Origin of the sequence: Agrobacterium sp. FDAARGOS_525, from assembly GCF_003938925.1 — a bacterium.
GTDB classification, from domain to species: Bacteria; Pseudomonadota; Alphaproteobacteria; order Rhizobiales; family Rhizobiaceae; genus Agrobacterium; species Agrobacterium pusense.
Genome location: NZ_RKIU01000003.1, coordinates 1,261,475 through 1,274,457 on the forward strand (window position 1 = coordinate 1,261,475; position 12,983 = coordinate 1,274,457).

Below are 12,983 nucleotides of genomic sequence, written 5' to 3' on the forward strand. Positions count from 1 at the left end.
CGCTGCCCATGAACAGCCCCTAAGGCGCCCCTTGAATGTCAGAAAAAGATAGCTTATTTTCTGACACATGAAAACCCCGGCCGCATCCGTTCCTGATCGAGTGATGAGACGTGTCCGCGCAAGCGGGCGCGGCAGCGTCTTCACGCCCAGCGACTTCCTCGCCGTCGCCGCTCGCCCGTCCATCGATCAAGCGCTGTCCCGGCTAGTTAAGAGTGGTCAGCTTCGCCGCCTCGCCCGTGGACTCTATGACTTCCCCAAGCTGCATCCGAAGCTCGGCCAGCTCTCTCCCGCTCCCGACGACGTCGCCAAGGCGCTCGCCCGGGAGACCGGCTCGCAGGTTCAGATCGCCGGCGCGCGGGCGGCGAACGCACTTGGCCTTTCGACACAGGTCCCGGCCCAAAGCACTTACCTGACCGACGGTCCCTCCCGGCGCGTCGTGCTGGGCAAGCGCGTCGTTGATATTCGTCACGCCTCGCCCAAGCATCTCATCGCCCCCGGAAGCCCTGCCGGAACGGTCGTTCAGGCCCTTCGCCATGTCGGCCCTGTACGGGCGGCCGACGTCGTGCAAGTCGCCGCGCGCCGGCTGTCGGCCATCGACAAGAAGACACTGGCTTCGACCGCCTTTCAGGCTCCGGCCTGGATGCGGCCTACCCTCGTCTCGATCGCCAACGGAGCGATGGCCGATATCGATGGATAAGGTCGCCCTGCTCCCCGCTGACGACCGCGCCGCCCTTTTCGGGGAGACCGGTGCCGGCCGGGGTGTCGCCGACACGATCATCGAAAAGGATTTCTGGGTCTGCTGGACCCTCAGGCGTGTGTTCGGTCTGCCAAAGGGGACGACGGCCACCCTCGTCTTCAAGGGCGGCACATCGCTCTCTAAGGCGTTTGGGGCCATTCGTCGCTTCTCGGAGGACATCGATCTCTCGTTCGATCGGGCTGAACTGGGCTACACCGGCGATCGCGACCCCGAGAAGGAGGGACTCAGCAGGAAGCAGGCGGCCAAGCTGATCGACGATCTCGTCGGCGACGTCGAGCGTCACATCGCCGAGCAACTCCTGCCGGCGCTTCGCGCCGCTATCGTCGAACAGCTCGGCGAGCCAGCCAACGGCGAGTGGTCGCTAGAGATCGATGCCGCCGACGCGCAGACGGTCAACTTCCAGTACCCGACGGCGTTGCCTGCCACCGAATATGAAGGCATGGCCTACATCACTCCACGCGTGAAACTCGAACTCGGTGCGCGCGGCGATCCCTGGCCGACCGAAGAGAAGGTCATCCGCCCCTATGCGGCCGACGACTATCCCGACTTTTTCGTCGAACCCGACACCAGCGTGACCGTGCTGTCAGCTCGGCGCACCTTCTGGGAGAAGGGGACCGCGCTCCACGCGGAGGCGCATCGCCCTGCAGAATCCCCTACGCCGCAATATTTCTCGCGGCACTATTACGACCTCTCCATGCTACTCGACACGGACGAGGGGCGAGCCGCTGTTGCCGATCTCGATCTGCTGGCGCAGGTCGCACAGCACAAAACCACCTTCTTCCGCTCGGGCTGGGCAAGCTACGAAACGGCTCGGCCAGGCACGCTCCGGCTGGTGCCGGACGAGGCGCGGGTTAAAGACTTACGGGCCGATTATCGGGCGATGGCGCCGATGATGTTTGACCAGACACCGCCGTCATTCGACGACATACTTGCAAAAATTGCCGAGCTACAAGAAACGATCAACAGCTAACTCAAGGCTGTTCGCTGGGGGGAAAAGTTATCAGTTCGATTCGATCCATTGATCTGCGCCTTATTGACGACCTCGTCGACTTCGTCCGAGGCCCCGGCTTCGTGCTGGATTTTTCCGATCCGAGCTTCTCGGACTTCTTCGTCTCCGAGCTCAAGGTCAACATCGACGATCCGAAATACGCGGTAAACGGCGCCTCAAAGGGCAAGCGCCTGCGCTATTTCTTGCAGACCTGTGACGACGCGACCGCTGTCCGCGCCCTGACGGCGCTCTGGGAGCACCGCAGCGAATATCTTGCCCGCTCCGGCGCCACCGACCCCGTCGCCAATGCCGAGACGCGCTATCAGGGACTGATCAACCGCCTCTCTGGCGGCGCCCCTCCGAAGCCGGCACGATCCGCATCTACGCTCGTTGTCGATCGTCAGAAGATAGCGAGCATCAAGTCTGAGCTGCTGCGGGTCTCCTCCCTGACCGCCCAGGCACGCGGCTTCGCCTTCGAAGGTTTCCTCAAGGGCTTGTTCGACGCATTCGGTCTTGCCGCACAGGAGCCGTTTCGGCTGCGCGGCGAGCAGATTGACGGCAGCTTTCAGCTCGGTAGCGAGACGTATCTGGTGGAAGCCAAATGGCATGGTCAGCCAATCGGGGTCGCGGACCTGCACGTCTTCCATGGCAAGATCGAGCAGAAAGCAGCTTGGACGCGCGGTCTATTCGTGAGCAATAGCGGCTTTTCCGAAGACGGCCTCGTCGCCTTCGGCCGAGGCAAGCGCGTCATCTGCATGGACGGCCTTGACCTCTACGAGATGCTCGACCGAGAGATACCTCTCAACCAGGTTCTGGAACGCAAAGTGCGCAGGGCAGCCGAAACCGGCATGCCCTTCCTTCGCGTTCGCGACCTCCTCCCGAGCTGAGGGGGCGGAGCATGGTGCAATTCAACGATTGGTGCGACTTTTCCGACACGCCCATAGGCAATCACCACATGCGCGTCATGACGGGCCGACCGGCGAACTCGGCAACTGGCGTTCAGGTAACGGCCACGGCCGTGCCCGCTCACTACGCCGCTGAAGAACGAATCGCGAGAGCGCTGGCACGATTGGGCAAAGCCGGGGCGGCAAAGATGATCACCGACCTCCTGCCGCAAACTCCTCAGATACGGTCGGGTGATCTCGGCGAGATTTACGCCACCGAATGGATCAACGCGCACAGCGGCTATCGCGCGCCCATCAAACGGCTACGTTGGGGAGATCACCGCGACATGGCGATGCGCGGCGATGACGTCATAGGGATGATCCTCGACCCGGCGACGCAACGCCTTCGCTTCCTGAAAACGGAAGCGAAGAGCCGCGCCGCCCTTCGCGCCAAGACACTTGAAGAGGCGCGTACAGGCCTCGACAAGGATGGCGGTCTGCCATCGTCGCATTCTCTATCCTTCATCTCGGCCAGACTGATGGAGCTGGGCACGGACATGCCGCTCGTCGACGCGATCGACGATGCGCTTTATCGGCACGGCATTCCACCCGAGAGCGTAAAGCATCTCCTCTTCACCTTCTCAGGAAACTCCCCGCAGGCACTGCTGACACAGGCTCTGCAGGCCTATCCCGGTCCGATTGAACAATGGGGCATCGGCCTACACGTAGACGGCCATGCCGCCTTCGTCGGGGCCGTCTACGCTCAGGTCATCGCCGATGCCAACCAACCCTGAGGCGATCATAGCCGCCATCACGGACGCGGCGACGGCGGGCTTTCGAGGCAGACTTATCGCGCGGGGCCAGGCGCGCGCCATGATCTGGCGTGACGGTGTTTTACCTCCTGACGCCCCCGCCTTCTCACCCCAGCTCAGCTTCGATCTCCATAGTTACGCCTATGGGTTGCTTGGGCTGGGGCTGCGTCTCCTCGAACTTGGCGGCGATCCAAACCAGGCACGTATCGCATTCGAGCAGGCGGCGACCGCGCTCGAGGCAGTTATGGCCAAAGGCAATCGTGCCGAGGCGGATCGCGACTTCCATTTCGTCATGGCAGCCGCAAGCTATCACCTCGCGCATCTATCAGCTCGCGCCTATTCACTCCTTGCGGTCGTCGCGGCCAAGGAGAATTTTTCCCCGATCGAGCAGGCACTCGCGCTGTTGATGCGCCGAGACATCACCGCGCTGAGGGCACGAGTATACGCCTTCCGGCTGGACGGCCGAGGTTCGGACGCAACCATTGCCGCGCTCTTTCAGCAGCGCCTCGCCGAGCCAGCGGCCGATGCAGAGGACCGTGATGGCCAGGACTTCCTCTTCGAGGGGCTGGATCTGGCGCTGACGGACACCTTTTACGGCGCCTTCGCGATGTTCCTTCTCGCACTGGACCGAGGCGAGCGTGCGCTTCTTGACAGAGCGATCGGCCAACTTCGCGAAAGTCTCGACATCTGCGCGGAATTGAATCTTCTGCCGCAATGGTGGGTGCATCGAGTCGCCATTCATCTGCTTTCCGATCTCTGGTCGAACACCTTCCACGAAAAGGTCCCGCTGCTTCCCGGCGGCGGCGCTGCTCCGTCATGGCCAGGCCTCCGCGAACTCTTCATCGCCTTGCTCGCTCGCCGCCCAAGGGCGGAGGTCGACCTGTGGCCGTCACAGACCGAGGCGGCGTCGCGCGCTGTCGATCAGACCGACAACCTCGTCGTTTCGCTGCCGACCAGTGCCGGCAAGACTCGCATCGCCGAATTGTCCATTCTGAGATGCTTGGCCGGCGGGCGGCGCGTCATGTTCGTGACCCCGCTTCGCGCCCTGTCGGCGCAAACGGAAACCACGTTTCAACGCACCTTCGGGCCGCTCGGCAAGACCATCTCCGCCCTCTACGGCAGCATCGGCGTGTCCGGCTTCGATGAGGATGCCATACGCGAGCGTGACATCGTCGTCGCGACTCCCGAGAAGCTCGATTTCGCCTTGAGGAACGATCCGTCGCTGCTCGACGATGTGGGCCTGCTCGTGTTCGACGAAGGCCATATGATCGGTCCCGGCGAACGCGAAGTTCGATACGAGGTCCAGATTCAGCGCCTCCTGCGTCGTCAGGACGCCGATCAACGCCGCATTGTCTGCCTGTCCGCAATTCTTCCCGACGGCGATCAAATGGAAGACTTCTCGGCGTGGCTGCGGCGCGATCAACCGGGAGGTCCCATCAAACACGATTGGCGCCCGACGCGCTTGCGCTTCGGCGAGGTCATCTGGAACTCGCCGGCAGCGCGCCTCAATCTTCGCGTTGGCGAGGAAAAGCCCTTCGTGCCCCGATTTCTCACCGGCGCGGCACCGCCGCTGTTCGTGCCGCCGAAAAAGCTTCGCACCAGGCTATTCCCGGATAACCAGCAGGAATTGAGCCTTGCTACCGCATGGCGTCTCGTCAGCGACGGCCAGACCGTTCTGATCTATTGCCCGGAGCGCCGAAGCGTCGAACCCTTTGCCAAGGTCATCGTTGACTTGCACTCGCGCGGCGCACTCGCGTCCTTGCTCACGGTCAATCCGGCAACCCTGCAGACCGCCATCGCGCTCGGTGAAGAATGGCTAGGGCCGGACAGCGACATCCTGAAATGCCTTCGACTTGGTGTGGCGCTTCACCATGGCGCCTTGCCTACCGCCTATCGCAAGGAAGTCGAGCGCCTACTGCGTGACGGTGTGCTCAAGGTCACGATCTCATCGCCGACACTGGCGCAGGGCCTCAATCTCTCGGCGACCGCGGTCATCATGCACTCGCTCTACCGGCACGGCGAGAAGATCAAGGTCTCCGAATTCAAGAACGTCATCGGCCGCGCCGGCCGAGCCTATGTCGATGTCGAAGGCCTTGTCCTCTATCCCATCTTTGAGGACGCGAAGAACAAAAAGCACGACGAATGGGTCGGGCTGATCGAGGACCTCGGTGCTCGCGAGATGGAAAGCGGGCTCATTCAGCTCATCCTCTCGCTGCTCAGCCGCATGCACGCGCGGCTTGGCGGCAACCTCGACCAGTTGATGGCCTACGTCGTCAACAATGCCGCAGCGTGGACCTTCCCCGAGGTTGCCGGCGAAAAGGCCGACAAGCGTGAGCGGGCGATGAAAGAGTGGGAGCGTCATATGGCGACGCTCGACACTGCGATTCTCAGCCTCATCGGCGAGGCCGACGTGCCCGATAACCAGATCGAGGCCGCACTCGACAACATCCTTCAATCTTCGCTCTGGCAACGCCGCCTACTGCGCGTCGACGACGCATCACGCGCTGCCTATCGCACCACTCTACTGACGCGGAGCCGGTATATCTGGGCGAATTCGACCGCCGCCAGGCGGCGCGGCTACTTCTTGGCCGGGCTCGGCCTCAAAGCGGGACATGCGCTGGACGCAGTTGCGCCTGAAGCAAACCTCCTTCTCATACACGCAAACGCGGCGCTCGCGGCCTCGGACCATGAGGCGGCAATCACTGCGATCACCGGTATCGCCGAGCGCGTGTTCACCTTCTACCCATTTGAGCCGGACCCATTCCCGGCGAATTGGCGCGACATCCTTAGATGCTGGCTACTCGGGCAGCCATTGGCCGCGATCGTCGCCGGGCAGGAAGCCGAAGCCTTACAATTTATCGAGGGCGGCCTGGTTTATCGCCTGCCTTGGGGCATGGAGGCCTTGCGCGTTCGTGCCGCGGCCAATGGCGACGTCGTCGGTATATTCGAACTGGCTCTGGACGACCATGAGCTTGCCCTGGCTGTGCCCGCTGTCGAAACGGGGACGATGAACCGATCCGCCTCGATTCTGATCCAGGCGGGGTTCAATTCACGGCTCGCGGCTATCAAAGCCGTCACCGACACAGCCGCCACCTTTAACACCGGCGCGGAATTGCGCGCATGGTTGCGCTCTCCGGGTCTCGCGGTCTGGTCGGCGCAACCCGACTGGCCGACCGCCGAGACGCGGGCCTTATGGCTCGAATTCATCCAGGAGTTCGCACCGGCGAATAACCGGACCTGGGCACGGCGAGACTATCTTGGAAATGTTCAGTGGTTCGCTGCGCCCGCGCCTCCGGGCACGCCAGTCAGCCTCTTTCATCGGAACGGACAGCCGCTGGTTCTAGCGCCCGACGGGCATGCAATCGGACTGCTGTTACATCCGCTCAACCCCAATCGACGCGGTCTCGTACGAACGAACGTGGCTCTGAACGTCGCCCAGCTCGACTTGAGCTACCTCGGTCCCGACGATTTGTGGACCACCTAGCTCGTGAAAAAAAGGCCCTCACCCGCACAGCCGGATCGGAGATCGAGCTTCGGCACGCGATATTTTCAAGATCCCCAAAGATCGGGCCAGACGCCTGACGAACCGCGCGCCGCGCCAGGACAAGCCGTTGGATAGCAGTCAAATCATCGAGAATGCGATCAGCAGACTCGCAAATACTATGAGAATTTACGGTGAAGCGCATATGCGCTTCGGCGATCTATTCAAGATCGACCCAGAAGAAGCGATTGACAATATCGATCGCTCTTTTGAAATGATGCTTGAGAGCTTTCATACACTCTATGATGTATCGAAGCATCTCTTTCCGTATTTCGACCACGGGGACACGGCCCTTGTGATCGCAGTACGAAACGCGATCCATCACCGCGACCACCCGTTGTTTCGAAGCCTTCAGCGACGCCTGCACCTCGATAGAGGTGGCGTGGAACGCTGGCTCGGCGCCTCCTTTTTGCTCGCAAGCCACCCCACGCTGCACGGTGCTCCGGTCCGAATGTCCCACCATGTACGATTGGACGACCTGGACGCGCGGCTCGATCCTTCACGCGCATCGCCATATCTCGATACCTTTGTGAGGGGCGCGACGGCCACCGCACGATTTTCGTTGATCGACTCGCAGCTCGGGCTTCCAGCGATCCGTAAATTTCGTTCCCAGCACCGATACCCTGACGACCAAACCTATCTCGATCTCGTGCCGATTTGTGTCTCGGCCATTTGCAGGGTGTTCAAGGCAATGAACGCCGCGGGCATCAATTTCAGAGATTTCGACGCCAGTACCTATGTCGGTCCGTTCACTACGGAAATCGCGGTCGATCTCTCCAGTCAAGACTTCAAGCAATTGCGTTTGCGCGGTTGGGGACCGCTGGACCTCATCCCTGTTCCCATCGAGGACAGGCATGAACACGGAGTCGAGTGAAGGAGGAAAGCCTTCCCCCGCGGCCGAGTCGAAGTCTCGACCGCCCCCTTCTGTGGGGACGCAGGCGTAAAATTACGATGGAACAGGAAGACGATTTTCTCGCCTCGAAATATGTCGAGTACCGCAAGGCTTGCAGAGCAGCCGAGGCATTTACGCCCTTCATGCCCTATGGCTGGTTCAAGCCGCCCCAGACAGTCCGGCTGGATAGCGAGTTCGGCCTTCAGCGAATGGCCTATCGCGATCTCGCGGATGATGCCGCACGCGACCTTGCAAACGGGATCAATCACCTGATCAGCCTCACCATGCGTCTGGAAGCATGGGGCAGCGTCATCGAAGCGCTTGATGTCGAGCAGACGAACCAATTGCTGCATGAGTTCGTGCAGGATCTGGCTTCAACGGCGCTGCTCAGCCCATACACGCTCAAGGCCCGGTTCTTCTTTGCGGTCGCGCATCTGTCCCATCAGGCGAACCGGGTTTCCCAAGGAAGCGAGTGGGCGGACGATCTTTCCGCTCTGCCGGAGGATTGGGGCATCAAGGAAGAGGTGGCGGTCAAGGCCGCAAAGCCTTGGCGCTCATGGAAGAAATTGAACCGGGCGCTAAACACCGTCGACATGGGCGACTTCAAGTCCGCCACGGACGATTTCCGGAGTAAGTACACCCACAGGTTCACGCCACGGGTCGAACTTGGGCTATCCCAATCAATCAAGCGCCTGTGGGCAAAGAGCGAAATAACGCCCTCCTACGGAATCGGCGGCTCGCCGCCGCTTAAACTGGACGCGGTTGTCCAGGAACTTAAAATCCAGTGCGTCCGCCTGTCAGCCTGTTACGCCGAGTTTCAGAAGCTTGTCGCGGAGCAGAGCAAGGTATTGTTCGGGAATGCCGACAGCCCGCAAGAGTGAGAGTGCGGACGGGGCTTTGCCGTAACGGATGGAGGCCGCTTCCTTCTAAGTGAAACCTAAAGGCGATCAGGATTCACGGAGGCCAGGCCCATTGGCCTTCATATCCTGATCCCGTCCTTTCGCCCGGCCGCCGCTCCACTCTGGCCGGGCCGGTTGCTTGGGGGCTCCGCCCCCTGGCGCGGCGCAAGGGATCGCTGGCGCTCGATCGGGACGGTCTCCCCAGCCTTCCGCGCGGATGCGTGTTTCTCACTCTCGCCAAGAGCTTCGAACCGCTTGTGCAGGCCGGGTGATCCCCCTCCGGCCCGGTCGCCCTTGCACCTTGCGCCCCCCGGTCTCGCCGACGGGCAAGGTTGCAGCGCAGCGCTGCGCTTCAACCCAAGCCCATAGGAGAAAGACCATGACCACGACTGACAACACCGCCCCGACCGTCGAACAGGGCACGACCGTCTTCATCCCGCTCAACAAGCTCAAGAAGCATCCGAGGAATGCCCGCAAGACCCCGCACAGCGAAGCGTCTATCGAGGCGAAGGCGGCGAGCATCGCCGCCAAGGGTATCCTGCAAAATCTGGTGGTGGAGCCGGAAACCGACGCGGCGGGCGAGCCGACCGGCTTCTATCTCGTCAGCATCGGGGAAGGCCGCAGGCTGGCGCAGATGCTCCGCGTCAAGCGCAAGGAAATCAAGAAGACCGACCTCATCCGCTGCGTCATCGACACGGCGAACGACGCCGCCGAGATCAGCCTCGACGAGAACGTCACACGCGAAGACCTCCACCCCGCCGACCAGTTCGAGCGCTTCCGCGAGCTTTCGGAGGATCGGGGATGGGGCGCGGAGGAAATCGCCGCCCGGTTCGGCGTGACCGCCCATGTCGTCAAGCAGCGGATGCGTCTCGGCGCTGTCAGCCCGAAGCTGTTGCAGGTCTATCGCGATGGCGACCTGACCTTGGATCAGTTGATGGCCTTCGCCATCACCGACGACCACGCCCGGCAGGAACACGTCTATGAGAACCTGTCCTATAACCGCGATCCGTCGATCATCCGGCGCGACCTGACCAAGATGAACGTCGCGGCGACGGATCGCTGCGCGGTCTTCGTCGGCGCGCAATCCTATACCGAGGCAGGCGGCACCATCATCCGCGACCTGTTCACCGAGGATCGCGGCGGTTTCTTTGAAGACCCGGCCTTGCTGGACCGGCTTGCCGTGGAGAAGCTGGAACGGATCGCCGCCGACGTGCAGCAGGCCGAGGGCTGGAAGTGGACCGCCGCCTATCTGGACTTCCCTCACGCGCACGGAATGCGCCGTGTCTATCGGCATCCGGTGGAGCTTTCCGAGGCCGACGCGATTGCCTACGACGCGGCGCAGGACGAGCTTGAAGCTCTGAACGCGGAATGGGAGGATGCCGATATCGACCTCCCGGCCGAGGTGGAAACGCGGCTCGCGGAGCTTGAAGCCGAAATCGAGCGGATCGACGCCAAGCGTCATGCCTACGATCCCGACGACATCGCGCGCGGCGGCGTGTTCGTCGTCGTCGCCCATGACGGCGACGTGCGGATCGAGCGCGGTTTCATCCGCGCCGAGGACGAGGCACCGGAGGCGGAACCGGAGGAAACCGAGAGCGGCGAAACCGTCATCGACGGTGTGCGCGTCAACGGTGACGGTGAAATCCTCGACGGTGACGGCGAGGACGGCGAAGGCGATGACCTCTCCGAAGCCGAACCGGAAGAAGACGCCGGGGATGCTGGCAAGCCGCTGCCCGATTCCCTCATCCGCGACCTGACCGCGCATCGCACCCTTGGCCTGCGCCTCGCCCTTGGCGAGCAACCGGATATGGCGTTGATCGCCGTGGTCCATACGCTCGCCGCGCAGACCTACTATCGGGGCGGCAGCACGGCCCATTGCCTCGAAATCAGCCCGACCAGCAATTACCTCGCCGCCCACGCGGACGGCATCGAGGACACGGCGGCGGCGAAGATGCTGAACGACCGTCATGCCGGATGGGCGGCGGATATGCCGCGCGACGTGGCGGACCTTTGGGGCTTCGTTGCCGGTCTGGACCATGCGAGCCTGATGGCTTTGCTGGCGCATTGCGCCTCGCTGACCGTCAATGCGGTGAAGCTGTCGTGGGAGAGCAGCAAGCGCCGCGCCCATGAGACGGCGGACAAGCTGGCGACGGCGGTGACGCTCGACATGACCGCACATTGGACGCCGACCGTGCGCAGCTATTTCGGGCGCATCACCAAGGCCCATATCCTCGCCGCCGTGCGCGAGGCCCTTGGCGACGAGGCAGCGGAGCGGATCGCGGACAAGAAGAAGACGGAGATGGCCGAAGCCGCCGAGCAGCTTCTGGCCGGGACCGGCTGGCTTCCGCCCGTGCTGCGCACCGCGCGTCCCGCATGGTTCGACCAGCAGGCCGAGACGGTCGCCCTCGATACCGTCGAACCCGCCCCCGCGCAGGAAGCCCATGATGACCATTTCGCCATCGCAGCGGAATGAGGAAGGCAGGCCGGGGGCGCGCAAGCGGCCCCGGCTTTCTTCCCGCCCGGAAAAATCGCGGGCCGCGCAGTCGCGCGGCCCGATCACCTCGACCGTCGCCACGGCCGGAACCACCGTGAAGGAGGAGAACCATGGTTGCCGTCATGCTGATGAGCGTCGTGTTGATCGCCGGGCTTTGCGTCCTGGCCTATACGCTCGCCGTCTATGCCTTGCCCTTCATGCTCGGCGTCACCGCCGCGCAGTTCGCCTATCATACCGGCGCGGGCTTCATCGGGGCGGGCCTTGTCGGCTTCGTCGCCGCCGTCGCCGCCTTCGGCGTTCTCGCGCTGCTGTTCGACACGCTGCGCTCACCGATCCTGCGCCTGATCGTGGCGCTGGTCTTCGCCGCGCCCGCCGCCGTCGCAGGATATGCGCTGGTCCATGGCGTCACCAAGGAATCCGTGCCCTCCGAAATCTGGCGGCAAATCTTCTGCATCCTTGGCGGGGCCTTCGTCTTTGTGTCCGCCCTGATGCGGCTCGCGGGCGGCATGGGCCAGCCTGCCAGATAAGGCGCGAAACCGGCTGGCAGAGCAAGGCAACGGCCAATTCTTGACATCGTAAGGAATATTCCTTACATTGCATTCGACCGATTTAAGGAGGCCCGCCATGGGAGCCCTGCTGAAAGAAGAAAGCACCATCACCGCCAAGGGACAGACCACCGTGCCCAAGTCCGTTCGGCAGGCGCTGGGCGTTGATTATGGCGGGCGCATTGCCTTTGTCGTCGATGAACAGCGCCGCGTCTATGTCCAGAAGGCGGAAGCCGAGGAAACCGCCGATCCCGTGATCGACCGTTTCCTCGAATTTCTCGCGCGGGACATGGCGAAGCACCCCGAGAAATCTGTTCTTCCGTTCCCGCAATCCCTGCTCGACCGGGCCGTTGCCTTGACGGCGGGCATGACGGTCGATCTCGATGCCGAGATCGAGGGGGACGTTTCGATCTGATATGCCGACGATCAATGGCTGGACCGTCCTCGCACACCCTCTCTTTCTCGATCAGTGGGAAAAGCTGATCGAGGCGGTCGACGCGCTCAAGGCGAAGAAACCGGACGATTATCAGAAATCCGCCGACGCCAAATTGCTCGCGGCTTTGGTCCTGCTCGTCACCGTCAATGTGCCGTCGGACCCGACAGCGGCCATCTTTCGCCAAGGCTCGACCCTTGGCGATGACCGCAAGCACTGGTTTCGCGCCAAGTTCGGCAATGGCCGTTTCCGGCTCTTCTTCCGCTACAGCAGCGCCAGCAAGGTCATCATCTTCGCCTGGGTGAACGACGAGAACAGCTTGCGGACCTACGGCTCCAAAACGGACGCCTACAAGGTTTTCAAGGGAATGCTGGACGATGGCAACCCGCCCGACGATTGGAACACTCTGCATAAGCAGGCTTCCGATCCCAAGGCCGTTGCGCGGCTGGAAGAAGCCTCTCCCTCGAAATCGTGACGGATAATCTGCGCAACGAACGATAGGGCGTTGCCCTTCGGGCCGTGCTCTCGGCTGCGCCGAAACCACGCCTTCGGCGCGTTTCCGCCATTCGGCTTCGATCACTAACGCGACAGAGGCGGCGGCGGTCATTTCGCCGGAAGCCCCGCCACGGCGAGGCGTCCGAGGGCTGGCCTTGGTCGCCATCGCATCGAGATAGACGTGTTGGGGACCGTGACGCCCGGAGCCGATCCGCTGACAGAGCAGGCCGGGAAACACGGATC

At 62.6% G+C, this 12,983-nt stretch carries 11 protein-coding genes; all 11 read left to right on the forward strand.

Going from position 1 to position 12,983, the window contains the following annotated elements; translation table 11 throughout:
* The first annotated feature begins 103 nt into the window (after positions 1-103).
* The 11 genes from EGT36_RS07305 (at position 104) to EGT36_RS07355 (ending at position 12,720) form a co-directional block, all read left to right on the forward strand.
* Positions 104-697, forward strand: a complete 594-nt coding sequence (locus EGT36_RS07305; RefSeq protein ID WP_125270161.1) for a DUF6088 family protein — start codon at positions 104-106, stop codon at positions 695-697.
* Positions 690-1,727: a nucleotidyl transferase AbiEii/AbiGii toxin family protein gene (locus EGT36_RS07310; protein WP_125270162.1), complete on the forward strand. Its 1,038-nt coding sequence runs from the start codon at positions 690-692 to the stop codon at positions 1,725-1,727. The genes EGT36_RS07305 and EGT36_RS07310 overlap by 8 nt, the downstream gene beginning before the upstream one ends.
* Positions 1,728-1,828: 101 nt before the next feature.
* Positions 1,829-2,632, forward strand: a complete 804-nt coding sequence (locus EGT36_RS07315) for a restriction endonuclease (protein WP_125270163.1) — start codon at positions 1,829-1,831, stop codon at positions 2,630-2,632.
* Positions 2,633-2,643: 11 nt separating this feature from the next.
* Positions 2,644-3,423, forward strand: a complete 780-nt coding sequence (locus EGT36_RS07320; RefSeq protein ID WP_125270164.1) for a Hachiman antiphage defense system protein HamA — start codon at positions 2,644-2,646, stop codon at positions 3,421-3,423.
* A complete protein-coding gene (locus EGT36_RS07325; protein WP_125270165.1) occupies positions 3,407-6,925 on the forward strand; it encodes a DEAD/DEAH box helicase in 3,519 nt (1,172 codons plus the stop codon). Before EGT36_RS07320 ends, EGT36_RS07325 begins: the two co-directional genes overlap by 17 nt.
* A gap of 127 nt (positions 6,926-7,052) precedes the next feature.
* The gene (locus tag EGT36_RS07330) at positions 7,053-7,856 is read left to right on the forward strand and encodes a hypothetical protein (protein ID WP_286083741.1); all 804 of its coding nucleotides are present in this window, start codon (positions 7,053-7,055) and stop codon (positions 7,854-7,856) included.
* Positions 7,857-7,933: 77 nt separating this feature from the next.
* A complete protein-coding gene (locus EGT36_RS07335) occupies positions 7,934-8,755 on the forward strand; it encodes a hypothetical protein (protein ID WP_125270166.1) in 822 nt (273 codons plus the stop codon).
* Positions 8,756-9,152: 397 nt separating this feature from the next.
* Positions 9,153-11,246: a ParB/RepB/Spo0J family partition protein gene (locus tag EGT36_RS07340; RefSeq protein WP_125270167.1), complete on the forward strand. Its 2,094-nt coding sequence runs from the start codon at positions 9,153-9,155 to the stop codon at positions 11,244-11,246.
* Positions 11,247-11,377: 131 nt separating this feature from the next.
* Entirely contained in the window at positions 11,378-11,794 is a 417-nt protein-coding gene (locus tag EGT36_RS07345) for a hypothetical protein (protein ID WP_125270168.1), read from the forward strand.
* 97 nt (positions 11,795-11,891) lie between these two features.
* On the forward strand, positions 11,892-12,227 hold the full coding sequence (locus EGT36_RS07350; RefSeq protein WP_125270169.1) for a type II toxin-antitoxin system PrlF family antitoxin: 336 nt from the start codon (positions 11,892-11,894) through the stop codon (positions 12,225-12,227).
* A 1-nt stretch (position 12,228) separates the two neighbouring features.
* The gene (locus EGT36_RS07355) at positions 12,229-12,720 is read left to right on the forward strand and encodes a type II toxin-antitoxin system YhaV family toxin (RefSeq protein WP_125270170.1); all 492 of its coding nucleotides are present in this window, start codon (positions 12,229-12,231) and stop codon (positions 12,718-12,720) included.
* Positions 12,721-12,983: the final 263 nt, after the last annotated feature.

Excerpts from the sequence above, each read along its gene's own strand:
- EGT36_RS07305 (WP_125270161.1), top strand. The coding sequence starts at position 104 with ATGAGACGTGTCCGCGCAAGCGGGCGCGGCAGCGTCTTCACGCCCAGC.
- EGT36_RS07310 (WP_125270162.1), top strand. The coding sequence starts at position 690 with ATGGATAAGGTCGCCCTGCTCCCCGCTGACGACCGCGCCGCCCTTTTC.
- EGT36_RS07320 (WP_125270164.1), top strand. The coding sequence starts at position 2,644 with ATGGTGCAATTCAACGATTGGTGCGACTTTTCCGACACGCCCATAGGC.
- EGT36_RS07325 (WP_125270165.1), top strand. The coding sequence starts at position 3,407 with ATGCCAACCAACCCTGAGGCGATCATAGCCGCCATCACGGACGCGGCG.
- EGT36_RS07335 (WP_125270166.1), top strand. The coding sequence starts at position 7,934 with ATGGAACAGGAAGACGATTTTCTCGCCTCGAAATATGTCGAGTACCGC.
- EGT36_RS07340 (WP_125270167.1), top strand. The coding sequence starts at position 9,153 with ATGACCACGACTGACAACACCGCCCCGACCGTCGAACAGGGCACGACC.
- EGT36_RS07345 (WP_125270168.1), top strand. The coding sequence starts at position 11,378 with ATGGTTGCCGTCATGCTGATGAGCGTCGTGTTGATCGCCGGGCTTTGC.
- EGT36_RS07350 (WP_125270169.1), top strand. The coding sequence starts at position 11,892 with ATGGGAGCCCTGCTGAAAGAAGAAAGCACCATCACCGCCAAGGGACAG.
- EGT36_RS07355 (WP_125270170.1), top strand. The coding sequence starts at position 12,229 with ATGCCGACGATCAATGGCTGGACCGTCCTCGCACACCCTCTCTTTCTC.